16 protein-coding genes are annotated in these 15,931 nt (G+C 74.7%); 5 read left to right on the top strand and 11 right to left on the bottom strand.

Annotation, left to right across the window (positions count from 1 at the left end; all coding sequences use genetic code 11):
• Nucleotides 1–103 precede the first annotated feature (103 nt).
• Nucleotides 104–1,471 (top strand): Nramp family divalent metal transporter, encoded by a 1,368-nt coding sequence (locus tag KPL57_RS00910; protein ID WP_226350006.1) that lies wholly within the window; start codon nt 104–106, stop codon nt 1,469–1,471.
• 14 nt (nt 1,472–1,485) lie between these two features.
• On the opposite strand, the gene KPL57_RS00905 is transcribed toward KPL57_RS00910, so the two are convergent.
• From KPL57_RS00905 to KPL57_RS00875, 7 genes are read right to left on the bottom strand one after another with little or no spacing between them, the layout of a single operon-like run.
• A complete protein-coding gene (locus KPL57_RS00905; RefSeq protein ID WP_226350005.1) occupies nt 1,486–1,881 on the bottom strand; it encodes a type II toxin-antitoxin system VapC family toxin in 396 nt (131 codons plus the stop codon).
• Complete coding sequence (locus KPL57_RS00900) at nt 1,881–2,132, bottom strand: type II toxin-antitoxin system VapB family antitoxin (RefSeq protein ID WP_226350004.1); 252 nt, start codon at nt 2,130–2,132, stop codon at nt 1,881–1,883. Before KPL57_RS00900 ends, KPL57_RS00905 begins: the two co-directional genes overlap by 1 nt.
• Before the next feature lie 29 nt (nt 2,133–2,161).
• Nucleotides 2,162–2,962: an MOSC domain-containing protein gene (locus KPL57_RS00895; protein ID WP_226350003.1), complete on the bottom strand. Its 801-nt coding sequence runs from the start codon at nt 2,960–2,962 to the stop codon at nt 2,162–2,164.
• A complete protein-coding gene (locus tag KPL57_RS00890; RefSeq protein WP_226350002.1) occupies nt 2,962–3,897 on the bottom strand; it encodes an ABC transporter substrate-binding protein in 936 nt (311 codons plus the stop codon). Before KPL57_RS00890 ends, KPL57_RS00895 begins: the two co-directional genes overlap by 1 nt.
• 33 nt (nt 3,898–3,930) lie before the next feature.
• On the bottom strand, nt 3,931–4,650 hold the full coding sequence (locus tag KPL57_RS00885) for an ABC transporter permease (protein ID WP_226350001.1): 720 nt from the start codon (nt 4,648–4,650) through the stop codon (nt 3,931–3,933).
• Nucleotides 4,647–5,300, bottom strand: coding sequence for an ABC transporter permease (locus KPL57_RS00880; protein ID WP_073578561.1), 654 nt, complete (start codon nt 5,298–5,300; stop codon nt 4,647–4,649). Before KPL57_RS00880 ends, KPL57_RS00885 begins: the two co-directional genes overlap by 4 nt.
• Before the next feature lie 7 nt (nt 5,301–5,307).
• Nucleotides 5,308–6,390, bottom strand: coding sequence for an ABC transporter ATP-binding protein (locus tag KPL57_RS00875; RefSeq protein ID WP_226350000.1), 1,083 nt, complete (start codon nt 6,388–6,390; stop codon nt 5,308–5,310).
• 154 nt (nt 6,391–6,544) lie between these two features.
• On the opposite strand from KPL57_RS00875, the gene KPL57_RS00870 reads away from it, so the two are divergent.
• Both KPL57_RS00870 and KPL57_RS00865 read left to right on the top strand, forming a co-directional pair.
• Nucleotides 6,545–7,324 carry an LLM class F420-dependent oxidoreductase gene (locus KPL57_RS00870; RefSeq protein ID WP_226349999.1) on the top strand — a complete coding sequence of 260 codons (780 nt, stop codon included), beginning with the start codon at nt 6,545–6,547 and terminating at the stop codon, nt 7,322–7,324.
• 45 nt (nt 7,325–7,369) lie between these two features.
• Entirely contained in the window at nt 7,370–8,599 is a 1,230-nt protein-coding gene (locus KPL57_RS00865) for an acyl-CoA dehydrogenase family protein (RefSeq protein WP_226349998.1), read from the top strand.
• Nucleotides 8,600–8,638: 39 nt separating this feature from the next.
• Here KPL57_RS00865 and KPL57_RS00860 read toward each other — a convergent pair whose 3' ends face one another.
• The 3 genes from KPL57_RS00860 to KPL57_RS00850 form a co-directional block, all read right to left on the bottom strand.
• Nucleotides 8,639–11,431: a bifunctional diguanylate cyclase/phosphodiesterase gene (locus tag KPL57_RS00860; protein ID WP_226349997.1), complete on the bottom strand. Its 2,793-nt coding sequence runs from the start codon at nt 11,429–11,431 to the stop codon at nt 8,639–8,641.
• A 304-nt stretch (nt 11,432–11,735) separates the two neighbouring features.
• Complete coding sequence (locus KPL57_RS00855; protein ID WP_226349996.1) at nt 11,736–12,917, bottom strand: NADP-dependent malic enzyme; 1,182 nt, start codon at nt 12,915–12,917, stop codon at nt 11,736–11,738.
• 281 nt (nt 12,918–13,198) lie between these two features.
• Nucleotides 13,199–14,245 (bottom strand): serine protease, encoded by a 1,047-nt coding sequence (locus KPL57_RS00850; protein WP_226349995.1) that lies wholly within the window; start codon nt 14,243–14,245, stop codon nt 13,199–13,201.
• Nucleotides 14,246–14,370: 125 nt separating this feature from the next.
• Here KPL57_RS00850 and KPL57_RS00845 point away from each other — a divergent pair, with 125 nt between their 5' ends.
• Both KPL57_RS00845 and KPL57_RS00840 read left to right on the top strand, forming a co-directional pair.
• Nucleotides 14,371–14,991 (top strand): histidine phosphatase family protein, encoded by a 621-nt coding sequence (locus tag KPL57_RS00845; RefSeq protein WP_226349994.1) that lies wholly within the window; start codon nt 14,371–14,373, stop codon nt 14,989–14,991.
• Entirely contained in the window at nt 14,988–15,488 is a 501-nt protein-coding gene (locus tag KPL57_RS00840; protein WP_374203645.1) for an N-acetyltransferase family protein, read from the top strand. The genes KPL57_RS00845 and KPL57_RS00840 overlap by 4 nt, the downstream gene beginning before the upstream one ends.
• On the opposite strand, the gene KPL57_RS00835 is transcribed toward KPL57_RS00840, so the two are convergent.
• Nucleotides 15,485–15,913 (bottom strand): hypothetical protein, encoded by a 429-nt coding sequence (locus KPL57_RS00835; RefSeq protein WP_100878641.1) that lies wholly within the window; start codon nt 15,911–15,913, stop codon nt 15,485–15,487. The genes KPL57_RS00840 and KPL57_RS00835 overlap by 4 nt on opposite strands.
• Nucleotides 15,914–15,931: the final 18 nt, after the last annotated feature.

Raw genomic sequence — 15,931 nt, 5'->3', positions numbered from 1 at the left:
CGTTCGTGACCCTTCCGCGCTGGAATGCACCGCCCCGCTCGCCTAGCGTGCTCGGCGAACCCGCGCGATCCCTCCCACGACGCCGTGATCGGAGACTGTGACGATGGCCTCCCCCGGTCCGCAGACCGACTTCCTCGAACCCCCCACCGGCGCGCGGAGGATCCGCTCGATCGGGCCGGGCCTGCTCGCCGCGGCGACCGGCGTCGGCGCGGGCGACCTCGTCGCGACGATGGTGGCGGGTGCGTCGTTCGGGACGGTGCTGCTGTGGGCCGCCGTCGTCGGGACCCTGGTCAAGCTCGCGCTCGGCGAGGCCGTCGGACGCTGGCACCTCGGCTCCGGCGCGACCATGCTCGACGGCTGGCGGCGGCTGGGCTACTGGGCGACCGGCTTCTTCGGCGTCTACATCGTGGTGTGGGGCTTCGTCTACGGCGCCACCGCGATGTCGGCGGTCGGGCTGCCGCTGAACGCGCTGTTCGGCGGGCTGCCGGTCGGCGGGTGGGCGGCGATCGCGGGCGTCGTCGGGCTGGCGCTGGTGTGGGTGCAGCGCTACCACGCGTTCGAGAAGTTCATGACGGTGCTCGTGCTGATCAAGTTCGCGACGGTCGTGTTCGTCGCGATCCTGGTCGGCCCGGACCTGCCCGCGCTGGCGAACGGCCTCGTCCCGCGGCTGCCCGAGGGGTCCACGGTCTACGTGCTCGGCCTGATCGGCGGCGTCGGCGGGACGATCACCATGGCCGCCTACGGCTACTGGCTGTTCGCGAAGGGCTGGAAGGGCCCGAAGTGGCTGTCGATGATGCGGCTGGACAACGCGACCGGCTACATCATGACCGGCATCTTCGTGGTCTCGATGCTCGTCGTCGGGTCCACGATCCTGCTCGGGGAGAACCTCACCGAGTCCGACAGCGGGCTGCTCACCCTCGCCGACCGGCTCGGTGCCCTCTACGGCGAGCCGGTGCGGATCCTGTTCCTCGTCGGCTTCCTGTCGGTCACCTTCACCTCGCTGCTCGGCGTGTGGAACGGCGTGTCGCTGCTGTTCACCGACTGGGTGCGGGCGATCCGGCTGCCGCACGGGAAGAAGGCCGCGATCGGGCCGGACGAGGTCGACGCGGTGGTGCCCGGCGAGGAGCCGGGCACCGACACCGGGGACCGCGGCGACGGGCCCGGGCGGGCCGGGGCCTACGAGGCCGCCCGCGCCGAGCGGTCGTTGCCCTTCCGCGGGTACCTGCTGTGGCTGACGTTCCCGCCGATGGCCCTGCTGCTGATCGGGCGACCGTTCGCGCTGACCCTGGTCTACGGGGTGCTGGGCTCGTTCTTCATGCCGTTCCTGGCGGTGACGCTGCTCCTGCTGCTGAACACCTCGATGGTGGCCCGCGAGGCGCGCTCGCGCTGGCTGTCCAACGCGGTCCTGGGGATCTCGTCGGTGCTGTTCGCGGTCCTGCTGGTCACCGACGTGTACTCGCGCCTGACCTGACCGGGGCGGGCACGTCAGGACAGGGCGACCGACGGGATGTCGGTCCGGGCGAAGTCGTCGCCGACGAACAGCAGCGGCTCCCCGCTCGCGAGGGCCAGTGCCGCGGAGAAGCAGTCGCCGTAGTTCAGGCCGGCGGGGTGGCGCCCCTTGCCGTAGCGGCGCCACACCGACCGCGCCAGCTCGGCGTGCCGCTCGCCGACGTCGACGGTCCGGACCTGCGCACGGTGCAGCAGGATGTCGAGCTCCCGGCCGGCCGCGTCACCGCGACGCGACTCCACGACCATCGCCGCCTCCAGGACCGTCGCCGCCGACACGAGCCGGACCGGGTCCGCCTCGATCGCCCGGGCGAGCGCCGGGCGCGGGGGCTCGTCGAAGAGGATCGCCACCAGGGCGGACGTGTCGATCACCATCAGGTGGGGAGCCCGTCGTCGTCGTACCCGAGGACCTCCTCCGACGTCCGTCGGTCGAGCTCGGGCAGCGCGGCCGAACGGCGGGCGATCGCGTCGATCTCCTCGGCGAGACCGACCGACGCGCCGCGCCCCCGGATGCGTTCCAGCCGCTCACGGACCGCGACAGCCACGGCCTGGGTGATCGACTCCCCGGTCTCGGACGCGAGCTCACGGGCAAGCCGGTCCGCCTCGGCGTCCTTGATGTTCAACACCGGTAAAGAATACTCCTGATCATAAAGATTCAGGAGACCTCGACCCGGTCCCCGAGGCGCAGAGTGCCGGTGTGCTCGACGCGGGCGTAGAGCCCCGCGCAGGGCAGCACCCCGAAGCCCTCGACCTCGACGCGGTTGCGGTCGGCCGGACCGCGCAGCGCGTGCGGGGCGCGGGGCAGGTCGCCGTGCTCCAGCGTCGGCACGGAGCAGCGCGGGGTCGGCAGGGTCGGGACCAGTACGACGTCGCCGAGGGTGAGCCGGCGCCCGAGCCAGCCGTTCTCCACGAACGGCTCGGTGCCCGGCGGCGTCGCGACGACGACGTTGGGCCGGTAGCGCAGCGCCTCGACGCCGAGCGCGTCCAGCGTCGCGGTGGTGATCAGGTGCACCGGCGAGTGGTCGACGAACCGCCCGCCGGGAGCGCCCTGGGCGATCTCCAGGGTCGGCGCGTCGACCTCAGCGTCCAGGCCGTGGGCAAGGACGTCCTCGGGGTCCGGCCGCTCGACGACGGCGCCGTCGGCCCGCTGCTGGGCGACGACCACGGGCCGGCCGAGCAGCTCGGCGAGCGGCCCGGCGGCCTGCCCGGCGTCGACGGTGCGGCCGTCGGGCAGCGTGACCCGCACGTCGTCGCCGACGCCCGCGGAGGTGCACGTCAGCAGGCGTCGCCAGTGCCGGGGCTGCTTGGCCGTCGCGACCCGGCCGGTGTCCGGGTCGGTCAGGGCGAGCGCCCGGTCGCCGACGACGCCGTGCGTGTCGAGCTCGAGGGCGGCGAGGTCCTCCCCCAGCATCGACTTCACGGGGTAGCGGTGCAGGGACAGGACCTCGCCGGTCATCAGAGCAGGCCCTGTGCGGTCAGCCAGTTCTTCGCCACGGTGTCGACCGACGGCTTGTCCGGCGCGGCCGCGGCCTCGTTCAGGCCGAGCAGCTCCTGCGTGGTGAGCTTCGCCGAGACCGCGTTCAGGATCTCGGTGACCTGCGGGGTCGCCTTCTCCTTGTTGATCAGCGGCACGACGTTCTGCGCGGCGAAGTTGTTCTTCGGGTCGGTGAGGACCACGAAGTCGTTCTCCGGGATCGCCGCGTCGGTGGTGAACAGGTCCGCGGCCTGCACGTCGCCGTTCTTCAGCGCCGCGACGGTCAGCGGGCCGCCGGCGTCGAGCGAGCGGTAGGACTTGAACGAGCAGTTGTAGGTCTTCTGGATGCCGGGGATGCCGTCGGGACGGGTCTGGAACTCCGGCGGGCCGCCGAACACGAGCTCACCGCAGCGCGACGCGATGTCGGCGATGGAGGTCGCGTTCAGCCGCTGCGCGGTCTCCTTCGTGACGACGACGGCGTCCTTGTCCTCGGCCTCGGCCCGGTTCAGGACGGTCAGGGTGGGCGCCGCCTTCTCCAGCGTCGACTGCAGCGCGGTGTAGACCTCGTCCGGCTGGGTCTGCGCGGCGCTCTTGTCGAGGTACTGCAGCAGCGTGCCGCTGTAGTCCGGGATCAGGTCGATCGAGCCGTCCTTGAGCGCCGGCACGTAGGCCTCACGGGACCCGATCGGCGGCCGGGTCTCGACCGTGACGCCCTTGGCCTGCAGCGCCTGGGCGAACACCGAGGACAGGATCTGGCTCTCGGTGAAGTTCGCGGCGCCGACGACGACGGTGCTCTGGTCGCTGCTGCCGGACTGCCCGCCCCCGGCGAGGGGGTCGGAGCCCCCACCGCAGGCGGTCAGCGCGAACGCGGCGGTCACCGTCGCGGCGACGGCGGTCAGCAGACGGGTGCGTCTCATGGTGGGTGTCCTCTCGGGGACGTGCGGGGTGGGTCAGGCCGCTTCGCGGACGGGTTCGGGACGGGTGGGCACCACGCGCAGCCGGCGCGGCGCGGTCCGGCCGGTGGCCTGCAGGCCGGGCGAGACGATCAGCTTCTGCAGCCCGCCCAGGAGCAGGTCGGCGACGATCGCGAGCAGGGCGACCAGGATCGAGCCACCGATCATCATGCCGAAGTCGCGCTGGCCGAGGCCGTCGATGATGAACCGGCCGAGCCCGCCGAGCGAGACGTAGGCGGCGATGGTCGCGGTCGCGATGACCTGCAGGGTCGCGCTGCGCAGCCCGCCGATGATCAGCGGCAGCGCGTTGGGGAGCTCGACCTTCCACAGCACCTCGGGCCCGCGCATGCCCATCCCGGTGGCGGCGTCGACGACGGCCGGGTCGACGTTGCGGATGCCGGCGTAGGTGCCGGCGAGCACCGCGGGCACCGCCAGCACGATGAGGGTGATGATCGGGCCGATCAGCGACAGCCCGACCAGCGTGGTGATCAGCACCAGCAGGCCCAGGGTGGGCAGGGCGCGCAGCCCGTTCGCCAGGCCGACGACGAGGAAGCCGCCGCGGCCGGTGTGCCCGATCCAGGCGCCCAGGGGCACCGCGATCAGCACCGCGACCAGCAGGGTCAGGGCGGTGTAGCCGAGGTGTTCGGCGAGCCGGGCGAGGATGCCGGTCGGCCCCTCCCAGTTCGCGCCGTCGAACAGCCAGCCGAAGTAGGTCATGCCCCCGCCTTCCCGGTACGGGCCCGCTGCCAGGGGGTGAGCAGCCTGCCGCCGAGCAGCAGGGCCGAGTCGACGACGAGCGCGAGCAGCAGCACCAGCACGATGCCGGAGACGATCTGGGCGTCGTTGCTGCGGTTGAAGCCCTCGGTGAACAGCAGGCCGAGCCCGCCGAAGCCGATCACCGCACCCACCGTGACCAGGCTGATCGTGGACACCGCGGCGACCCGCAGGCCGGCCACGATCACCGGCACGGCGAGCGGCAGCTCGACGCCGACGAAACGCCGGACCGGGGTGTAGCCCATCGCGTTCGCGGCGTCGACGACGTGGCCCGGCACCGCGGACAGCGCGTCGGACACCGTCCGCACGAGCAACGCGACGGTGTAGACCGTCAGCGCGACGATCACGTTGACCGGATCGAGGATCTGGGTGCCGAGCAGCGGCGGCATGAACACGAACAGCGCCAGCGACGGGACCGTGTAGAGCAGGCCGGCGGCGTTGGTCATGATCGTGCGCAGCGTCGCGTTGCGGTTGGCGACCCAGCCCAGCGGGATCGCGAACACCAGCCCGAGCAGCACCGGGATCAGGGCGTACACGACGTGCTCGGCGAGCGCGTCGAGCACGGAGTCGAGGTTGTCGAACACCCAGGTCACGGCGGCCTCAGGCGGCGTTGTGCGAGTCGCGGGCCGCGGGCAGCGCCTCGAGCACCGAGTCGGCAGTGACCGAGCCGGCGACCCGGCCGTCGGCGTCGACGGCGACACCCTGACCGGACGGTGAGGACAGCGCCGCGTCGAGCGCGCCGCGCAGCGAGCCCGACTCGACGGCGTAGAGCGACCCGCCCGGGACGATGGCCTCCTCGGTCACCCGGCCCTCACCGGCCTCGACCCAGCCCAGCGGCCGGGCGGAGCCGTCGACGACGACCGACCAGCCGTCGTCGGGGAGGGGGTCGCCGACCGAGAGCACCGGCAGCGACCCGATCGGGATGGTGTCCGAGGACAGGAAGCCCAGGCCCCGGTAGCCGCGGTCGCGGCCGACGAAGTTGTCAACGAAACCGTCGACCGGGCGGGACAGCAGCACGCCCGGCTCGTCGTACTGGGCGAGCTTGCCGCCGACCCGGAACACCGCGACCTTGTCGCCGAGCTTGATGGCCTCGTCGATGTCGTGGGTGACGAACACGATGGTCTTGCCGAGCTCGGACTGCAGCCGCAGCAGCTCCTCCTGCAGGCTCTCCCGGACGATCGGGTCCACCGCGGAGAACGGCTCGTCCATCAGCAGCACGGGCGGGTCGGCGGCGAGCGCGCGGGCCACGCCGACGCGCTGCTGCTGGCCGCCGGACAGCTGCGCCGGGTAGCGCTTGGCCATCGAGGTGTCGAGGCCGACGATCTCCATCAGCTCCATCGCCCGGTCCCGCGCGGCCTTCTTGCTGCTCCCGACGAGCATCGGCACGGTCGCGATGTTGTCGACGATCGTGCGGTGCGGGAACAGCCCGGCCTGCTGGATGACGTAGCCGATGCCCCGGCGCAGCTCGGCCGGGTCGGCGGACAGCACGTCGCGCCCGTCGACGCGCAGCTCGCCGCCGGTCGGCTCGATCATTCTGTTGATCATGCGGAGGGAGGTCGTCTTGCCGCAGCCGGACGGGCCCACGAAGACCGTGATCCGCCCCTGCTCGGCGACGAGGTCGAGCTCGTCGACCGCGACCGTCCCGTCCGGGAAGCGCTTCGTGACGCCCCGGAACTCGATCATCGGCGGTTCCCCCTGCCGTCGCGCGGGACCCCTGCTCCCCGCTTGGTCGCAGCACACTAACCCGGTCGTGCGCGACGGGCGAGCGGTCGGCCGCAGGTCACCGGCACCCCGTCGCGCTTGACCTGCAGTCCGGTTCAGCACCGACGCTGCGGACATGACCCTGACCACTGCACTGGGCCCGCTCGGCGTCGCCACCGGACCCGCTCCCGCCGACGCCGCGGCCCTGGAGGACGCCGGTGCCCGCACCCTGTGGCTCGCCGGGGGCGCGATCGACCGGCTCGACCGGCTGACCGCGCTGCTCGACGGCACCCGGGCCGCCGCCGTCGTCCCGGGGATCGTGCCGACCGGGCTGTACCCGGCGGCGGCCGTCGCCGCGGTGCACGCCGACGCGGCCCGCCGTCACCCCGGCCGCTACCTGACCGGACTGGGGGCGCCCCAGCAGCCGCGGGCGCTGGACGCGCTGCACCGCCACCTCGACGAGCTCGACGCACTCGGGCTGCCCGCGTCGGAGCGGCTGCTGGCCGCGCTCGGACCGCGCAAGCTCGACCTCGCCCGCACCCGCTGCGCCGGGGCGGTGACGCTGCTGGTCACCCCCGAGCACACCGCGCGGGCGCGGGCGGCGCTGGGCCCGGACCGGCTGCTCGCGGTGATGCTGCCGACCGTCCTCGGGACCGACCGGACCGGCCTGCGCGAGCTGGCCGGGTTCCTGCTCGGCGTGCCCGGCTACCGCGCCGCCGTCCGCGGGCTGGGGTTCGCCGAGGCCGAGGTCGACGCCCGCGCCGACCGGCTGCTCGACGCCGTCTCCGCCCGCGGCGGCGTCGAGGACATCGCCGCCCGGGTCGCCGAGCACCGGGCCGCGGGCGCCGACCACGTGGTGCTCAGCCCGGTCGGGGATACGACGGCCGGCGCGGCGTTGCTGCAGGCCCTGCGGTAGGCGCTCTGCCGTGCGGCCGGTGCGCCGCGGCGCAACAGTGGGGCCATGCCGAAGGAGCCCACGCGTCTGCCGCGTCCCGAGCTGGACCTCGACCCAGACCACCCGCACGTCGCGGACTGGTTCCACTACGCCGACCTGCTCACCGACGCCGAGCGCGCCGACCTGCGCCGGGTGCGGGAGTTCCTGCGCGCCGAGGTCGCCCCCGTCGTGCTGGAGGCCTGGGACCGCGCCGAGTTCCCGATGCAGCTGGTCAAGGGCTTCGCGGGCCTCGACCTCGCGGGGGCGGGCTACGCCGACCCGCCGGCGTCGCGGCTGTTCCTGGGGTTCCTGCACGCGGAGATCTCCCGGGTCGACCCGTCGGTCAACAGCTTCTACGGCGTCCACACGGGCCTCGCGATGGGCTCGATCCACGCCGGCGGCACCCCCGAGCAGCGCGAGCGCTGGCTGCCCGCGATGGCCCGGATGGACTCGATCGGCGCGTTCGGGCTGACCGAGCCGCACGGCGGGTCCGACGTGGCCGGTGGCATGGAGACCACCGCCACCCGCGACGGCGACGAGTGGGTCCTCGACGGCGAGAAGCGCTGGATCGGCAACGCCACCTTCGCCGATCTGGTCATCGTGTGGGCCCGGGACACCGACCCGGACGCCGACGGCGCGGTGCGCGGTTTCGTCGTGCCCTCGCCGTCGGAGGGCATGACGGTCACGAAGATCGAGGGCAAGCAATCGCTGCGGATCGTGCAGAACGCCGACATCCTGCTCGACCAGGTCCGGGTGCCGGAGTCGCACCGGCTCTCCGGCGGCTCGGGCACCTTCCGCGACGCCGGACTGGTCCTGCAGCGCACCCGGGCCAACGCCGCCTGGGGCGCGGTCGGGGTGCAGATGGCCGCCTACGAGCTGGCGCTGTCCTACGCCGCCCAGCGGGAGCAGTTCGGCCGCCCGATCGGCGGGTTCCAGCTGATGCAGGACCTGCTGGTGCGGATGCTCGGCAACGTGAGCGCCTCGCTGGGGATGGCGGTGCGCAACGCCCAGCTGCTCGACTCCGGGCGCGGGTCGGACGCGCACTCGTCGCTGGTGAAGGAGTTCTGCGCGACCCGGATGCGGGAGACCGTCGCGCTCGGGCGTCAGCTCGTCGGCGGCAACGGGGTGGTGCTGGAGAACCGGATCGCGAAGTACTTCGCCGACGCCGAGGCGATGTTCTCCTTCGAGGGCACCCGGGAGATGAACACGCTGATCGTCGGGAAGGCGATCACCGGGCAGAGCGCGTTCGTGCGGTGACGACGGCGGTCGCGCCCGCGGTGGGCGGGCGCGACCGGCTCACCAGGCGCCCGGGGTCCCGTCGGGCGGGGTCGCGCTCGTCGCCGGGGTGGGCAGGCCGCCGCCGCGCAGCACGCGGTGCAGGTCGTCGGGGCGCAGCGAGCGGGCGAACAGCCAGCCCTGGAACGCGTCGACCCCGAGCCCGCGCAGGACGTGGAACTGCTCGGCGGTCTCGACGCCCTCGGCGACGGTCTTGCGGCCCATCGCGCGCGCGACCTCGACGACGGCGCGGGCGAGCGCGAAGTCGGCCGGGTCGGTGCCGACGCCGGTGACGAAGGCGCGGTCGACCTTGACCGTCTGCGCCGGGAGCTCCTTGAGCCGGGCCAGCGACGAGTAGCCGGTGCCGAAGTCGTCGACGGCGAAGCGGACGCCGCGGTGCACGAGCTCGCTCATCGCGTCCAGCGCGGGGCGCGGCAGCGCGACCAGGCTGGTCTCGACGAGCTCGAGCACCAGCTGGTTCCACGGCAGCCCGGCGCCCTCGACGATCGCGGTGACGTCGGCAAGGAACGACGGGTCGGCCGGCAGCAGCCCGGCCAGGTTCACCGCGACGGCGACGGCCTGCCCGGCACGGGGCCAGGTCGCGGCCTCGGCGGCCGCGGTGCGCAGCACCCACAGGTCCAGGTCGCGCTGCAGGCCGCCGCGCTGGGCGACCGGCAGGAACTCGCCGGGCGAGACCTCGCCGTGCACCGGGTGCGACCAGCGCAGCAGCGCCTCGGCGGACAGCACGGTGCCGTCCGGCGCGACGACCGGCTGGTACTCCAGGCGCAGCGCGTCGCCCTCGATCGCGGCGCGCAGCTCGGCCTCCAGCTCCAGCTGGCGGCGCGCCGGGGCGACGGCGCCCCGGTCGGCGACGGCGACCGTGCCGCGTCCGCGCTGCTTGGCCTCGCGCACCGCGACCTCGGCCGAGCGCAGCAGGTCGTCGCCGCGGGGGCCGCGGGCGTCGGCCTGCGGGCCGGCCACGGCGGCGTCCCGCCCGGCGACGCCGACCGAGGCGGTCAGCGTGATCGGCCTGCCGGCCACGGTGACGTCGCCGCGCAGCAGCCCGGCGACGACGGCGGCGAGCGCCTGCGGTCCGCCGACCTCGTCGACGTCGGCGCAGACCACCGCGAACTCGTCGGCCGACAGCCGCCCGGCCGTGCAGTGGTACGGCAGCTCGCGCTGCAGCCGCCCGGCCAGCTCGACGAGCAGGGTGTCGCCGGCGTCGTGGCCGAGACCGGTGTTGACGCGGGCGAAGTCGTCGACGTCGCCGCAGACCACGGCGACCCGGTCGGCGTCCGGCCCGGCCAGCAGCCGGTCGGCGAGCTCCAGCAGCCCGGCCCGGTTGGGCAGCCGGGTCAGCGGGTCGACGGTGTCGGCCTCGCGCAGCACGTCGGCGGCGCGGCGGCGCTCCCCCACGTCGGTGACGACGAGCAGCCAGAACGGGCGGCCGTCGTCGGAGGGGGCGGCGTTGACCACGACCTCGCAGTCGACCCGGGTCCCGTCGGCGCGCAGCAGCGGCAGCGACTCGATCCGGTAGGTCGGCTCGGGGTGCGACGGGTCGCGCAGCCAGTCCGGCAGGCCGCCGCGGCCGTCGGACTGGGGCTCGGCGGACAGGCTGCGTGCCGGGACGCCGCGCAGGGTCTCCAGGTCGGCGTCGAGCAGCTGGCACAGCGCCGGGTTGGCGTCGACGATCCGGCCGCGGCCGTCGAGCATCGCGACGCCGGTGGTGATGGTGGCGACGAGGTCGGCGAACCGCTGCCCGGAGCGCTGCGCGCGGGACTCGGCCCGGCGCCGGTCGGACACGTCCTGCACGGTCCCGATCAGGCGCAGCGGGGCACCGCCGGGTGTGCGGTCGATCCGGGTGCGGCACGACAGCACCGCGCCGCCCTCGGGGCGGATCTCCGAGCTGTGCGCGGTGGTGGGCTCCGGCGCGGCGTCCGGGCCGCGGCGCAGCATCCGGCAGACCCGCTCGACCTGCTCGCCCTCGATGGGGCCGTCGGGGCCGTCGGGGCGCACGCCGAGCGCGCGGTAGAGCTCGACGAGCCCCTCGCTGCGGGTCAGCGTCCCGGCCTGCAGGTCGAAGGTCCAGGTGCCGGAGCGGGTGGCGCGCTCGAGGTCGAGCGCGGGGGCCTCGTCCGACGGCGCGGGCGCGGCGTCGGGGAACGGGGTGAGCAGCACGACGGTGCGGTCACCCGGCTGGTTCCAGCGGACGACCTTGACCCGGGCCAGGCGGCGGTCGGCACGGACCAGGCGGGCGTCGGAGTCCGGGCCGACGAGCAGCTGCGGGAGCCGCATGCCGGTCGGGTCGGCGGAGCCGGCGAGGCGGCGGAGCGCGGCGTTGGTGTGGACGACGACGCCCCCGGCGTCGCAGACCATCGCGGGCGAGGGCGGGAGCTGCACCGCGGAGTGGTCGGCACCGTCGGCACCCGTGGCCCCGGACCCGGTGGTCCCCGGGCCGGGGGACGCCTCGGCGACCGACGGGGCCGGGCCGGCCGGGCGCGGCGCACCGGGGAGGCGGCGGGCGCTGCCGAACGGCGGCTCCCCGAAGCCTGTGCCGGAGATCTCGGCGTCCGGTGCGGCGGCGAGGTTCAGGGCCTCCGCACGGTCGAGGAGCGGCTCGTCGTCGGGTCCGGGCCGGGCGCGGCCCGCCGGGGTGCCACCGGGACCGGCGAAGGCCCGGGCGAGGTCACCGGCGAGACCGGGGTCCCGGTCCCTGTCGCGGCGGGCACCCGGTGCCTGCTCCGCGCGTCCACCGGCCGGGTCCCCGACCGATGCACCCGGACGGTGTCCCGCCCGCGATTCCTGCTCCGACACGCCCGCCTCCGTTCCGTTCGGCAGCTCCGTGGGGAACAACGAGCCACCGTGCCGGGCGATCCGGGCGGGTAGACCGATCGAGCCACCCGATACAGCGAGTGATGAGACCGTTCGGCCCAACACCGTTGCTCCGCCCGTCACTCACGGGTGGTGACAGGTAGTCGCCGGAGGGTGAAGGGTGTGACGTGCTCGGCGAGCGGTGGCAACCGATCCGACCGTGTGTGTTCGACCGCTCACAGCGAGCCGTGCCGTTCGGCGCAGACCCCGGTTGCACACGTTTCGTAACCGGGGTTATGGCCGTTCGTCAGCCTGCGGTCACGCCGACGTCGCCCGCGGCGCGGGCCACCGCCGCGGCGACGGCCGGGGCCACCCGCGGGTCGAACGGGCCGGGCACGATCTTCTGCGGGGACAGCTCGTCGGCGACGACGTCGGCGATGGCGCGGGCCGCCGCGACCTTCATGTCGTCGGTGATGCGGCGGGCGTGCGCGTCCAGCGCGCCGCGGAAGATCCCCGGGAAGGCCAGCACGTTGTTGATCTGGTTCGGGAAGTCGCTGCGGCCGGTCGCGACGATCGCGGCGTGCCGGGCCGCGACGTCCGGGTGCACCTCGGGGTCGGGGTTGGACAGTGCGAAGACCATGCACTCCGGGGCCATCGTGGCCAACAGCTCCTCGGGCAGCGTGGCGCTGGAGAGCCCGACGAACACGTCCGCACCGGCCAGGGCCTCGGCGATCCCGCCGGTGACCGCGCGCGGGTTGGTGACGGCGGCCAGCGCGGCCTTCTCCCCGCCGCGGCCGGCGTCGACGACCCCGCGCGAGTCGAGCAGCACGACGTCCGAGGCGCCCGCGGTCAGCAGGATGCGTGCGCAGGCGATGCCGGCCGCGCCGGCCCCGGAGATCACGATGCGCAGGTCCGACAGCGAGCGGCCCTGCACCCGGCAGGCGCCGTCGAGGGCGGCGAGCAGCACGACGGCGGTGCCGTGCTGGTCGTCGTGCATAACCGGGCAGTCGAGCGCCTCGACCAGGCGGCGCTCCAGCTCGAAGCAGCGCGGTGCGGCGACGTCCTCGAGGTTGACCGCGCCGAAGGTCGGGCGCAGCCGGACCAGGGTCTCCACGATCTCGTCGACGTCGGTGGTGTCGAGGACCAGCGGGATCGAGTCGAGCCCGGCGAAGGACTTGAACAGCGCCGACTTGCCCTCCATCACCGGCAGCGACGCGCGCGGCCCGATGTCGCCGAGGCCGAGCACCGCGGTGCCGTCGCTGACGACGGCGACCAGCCGGTGCGCCCAGGTGTAGCGGGCGGCGAGCGAGGCGTCGTCGGCGATGGCGCGGCAGACGTCCGCGACGCCGGGGGTGTAGGCGATCGACAGGTCGCGCTCGTCGGCCAGCGGCGCGGTCAGGCCGGTCGCGAGCTTGCCGCCCTCGTGCGCGCCGAACACCTCGTGCCGGTCGGGGGCGGAACGGGTGGTCGGGTCCTGGGCGAGCGTCATGGGAAGACTCCACGGGTGGTGCGGTACGAGAGCGGCGCACGGACGCGCCTGCCGTTGCACCGGGCGTCGCGGGTTGACGTCGACCTGCTCGCGGTGCCGGACGGCCATCCCGCGCGCTGCGCCGGGATAGGGGCGCCGAGCCGGGACGAGCTGTCGGATCTGGCGGCGAGTCTAACCGGGTGGACGCCGGGAACCGGTCACCCGGCGCGTCCGGAGTGGCCACCCGCACAGGACGGGCGTACGGATCACCGCACGCCCGTCCCGGGAGCCGTGTGCCCGGGTCAGCGCAGCGGCGCCGGGGTGAGGTCGGGCAGCGGGAGTGCGGGCAGCGACGGGCCGCTGGGCAGCTCGGTCAGCGGCAGCACGCCCGGCGTGAACGGGACCCGGCCGGGGACGACCTCCAGGGCGCCGACCTCGCCGTAGCGCTCGGCGTAGGCCAGTGCCCGGGCGATGTCGGTGACCCCGTTGGTGTTGGTCGGCAGCATCAGGCTCGACAGCAGCCCGAACGCCCGCCCGCGCGCGTCGAGGTAGCCCGAGCCCGAGTCGCCCGGCACCCCCGGCGGTGTGGTGGAGACGACGTGCGTGCGCGGCCCCTCCGGCTGCCCGAGGCTCAGGCCCTGCTTGTACGGCGTCGCCACGAGCTGGTTGGGCTGGAAGCTGTAGACCTTCTCCCCCTGCTCGGTGCCGTCCGTGTCGAGCCCGGTCGGGCCGCCGAAGCCGGGGACCGTCGGGTCGGCGACGGCGACGGCCGCCGGGCTGAGCTGGATCAGCGAGAGGTCGTTGTAGAGGCACAGCTGCGGGTCGGTCTCGCCGCGGTCCTGCATGACCGCCCAGGAGTTGTAGGCGACCCGTCCGGTGTAGTTCTTCCCGTCGCGGCCGCGGATGCCGACCTCGATGCCCTCCGGCATGACCGGCTCGCGGCAGCCGTCCACCGAGGACATCGCGTCCTCGCCCGCCATGCAGTGCGCGGCCGCGCCCAGGTAGAGCGCCCCGGCCGGGGCGGCCTGGTGCTCGGCGCCGCGGCCGCCGGGCTCGTCGCGGTGCCCGTCCTGCCCGGCTGCCGGGGTGTAGAGGAAGTTGGCGGTGCACAGCTCGGCGCCGCCGGTGACCGGGGTGGCGATCTGCACGCCCGGGCCGATCGCCCCGGCCTGCACCGCCGGGGCGGACGGGGCGGCCACGGCGGTGCCCGCGGCGGCGGGCGCGGTGAGCGCGGCGGTGACCGCGAGGCCGGCCGCGGCGGCGATCCCGGCGATGCGCCGCCGCGCGGGGTGGCGGGAGAACTGCGACGACATGACGCTCCTCGGCTCGTGGTCCGCCACGGATCCCATCCGATCCGGCCACCCTGCGGGTACGGCGCGCCCGGCGGACTGCCCGGTCGGGTCCGGATCCGACCCGACCGGGTGACCTGATCACCGCGAGCGTCCCGCAGCGTCCGCGACTAGCGTCGCCGCCCGTGAGCACCGACGCCGATCCGGACGGACGGATCCTCCTGCTGCGCCACGGCGAGACCGAGTGGTCGCGCACCGGGAAGCACACCGGCCGCACCGACGTCCCGCTGACCGACGAGGGCCGGGCCGCCGCCCGCCGGGTGCGCGACGCGCTGGCCCTGGTCCGCCACGAGGCCCCGCCCGCCCGGGTGCTCTGTTCCCCGCGCACGCGCGCGAGGGACACCGCCGAGCTGGCCGGGCTGCGCGTGGACGCGGTCGACGACCGGCTCGTCGAGTGGGACTACGGCGACAACGAGGGCTGGACCACGCCGCAGATCCGCGAGTCCCTGCCGGGCTGGACGATCTGGGACGGGCCGTGGCCCGGCGGCGAGACGCCCGGCGACGTCGCCGCGCGCGCCGACGCCGTCCTCGCCGACGCGCGCGCCCTGCTCGGCGGCGGCGACGTCGTGCTCGTGGGGCACGGCCACTTCTCCCGGGTGCTGACGGCGCGCTGGATCGGGCTGCCCGCGAGTGGCGGTGTGCACTTCCGCATGGACCCGGCCGGGGTCAGCGTGCTGGGGTTCGAGCGCGGGGTGCCCCGCCTCGACCACGTCAACCAGCGCCCCACCCCCGCGGAGGACCAGTGAGCGTCCGTACGGCCACCCCCGGCGACGTGCCGGTCATGGTCCGGCTCGTGCACGAGCTGGCCGACTACGAGAAGGCCGCGCACGAGTGCGGGCTGACCGAGGACCAGCTGCACGCCGCGCTGTTCGGCCCGGACCCGTCGGCCGGGGCCTTCGTGGCCACCGGCGACGACGGCGCGGTCGTCGGCACGGCCATCTGGTTCCGGACCTTCTCCACCTGGGAGGGCGTCGCCGGGATCCACCTGGAGGACCTCTACGTCACCCCCGGCGCCCGCGGCGACGGGCACGGCGCGGCCCTGCTCGCGGAGCTGGCCGCCGAGGTGGCCCGGCGCGGCTGGAAGCGCCTGGAGTGGAACGTGCTGGACTGGAACACCCCGGCCATCGGCTTCTACCGCTCCGTCGGCGCGGTGCCGAACGAGGGGTGGACCACCTACCGGCTCACCGGCGACCCGCTCGTCGCGCTGGCCGGGCGGCGGACCGGCGGGGCGGCCGGCCGCTAGTCCTCGGGGTACTCGTCGCCCATCGACCAGCGCCGGGACTGCTCGCTGATCAGCATCAGGAACGTGAACAGCACGAACAGCCCGCAGACGATGCCCCACACCAGCTGACGGCTGGGGCCCAGCGCGTAGTAGATGGCCGGGAACAGCAGCAGCTGCACGACGATCGCCGGGGTGCGGCAGCCGTGCACCCCGCGGACCAGCCCGTAGCCGACACCGGCCACGGCGGCCGCCAGGAGCACGAAGATCCCGGCCTCGGCGAGTCCGTAGTAGAGGCGGGCGCCGCCGGCCTCCAGGGCGCGCACGCCGAGCACGACCGCGAGGACGGCGCCGACGAGCCCCTCGGCCGCGACGAGCACCCCCGCCACCCGCACGTTCTCCGGCGGTCGCTCCCGCGTCACGGGGCGGTCGTCGCGGTCATCGGCCACCCACCGAGGATAGGCCGC

The organism is Pseudonocardia sp. ICBG601 (assembly GCF_020496245.1).
Note: the sequence above shows the minus strand (reverse complement) of the source record. Positions and strands in the feature narration are given on the sequence as shown.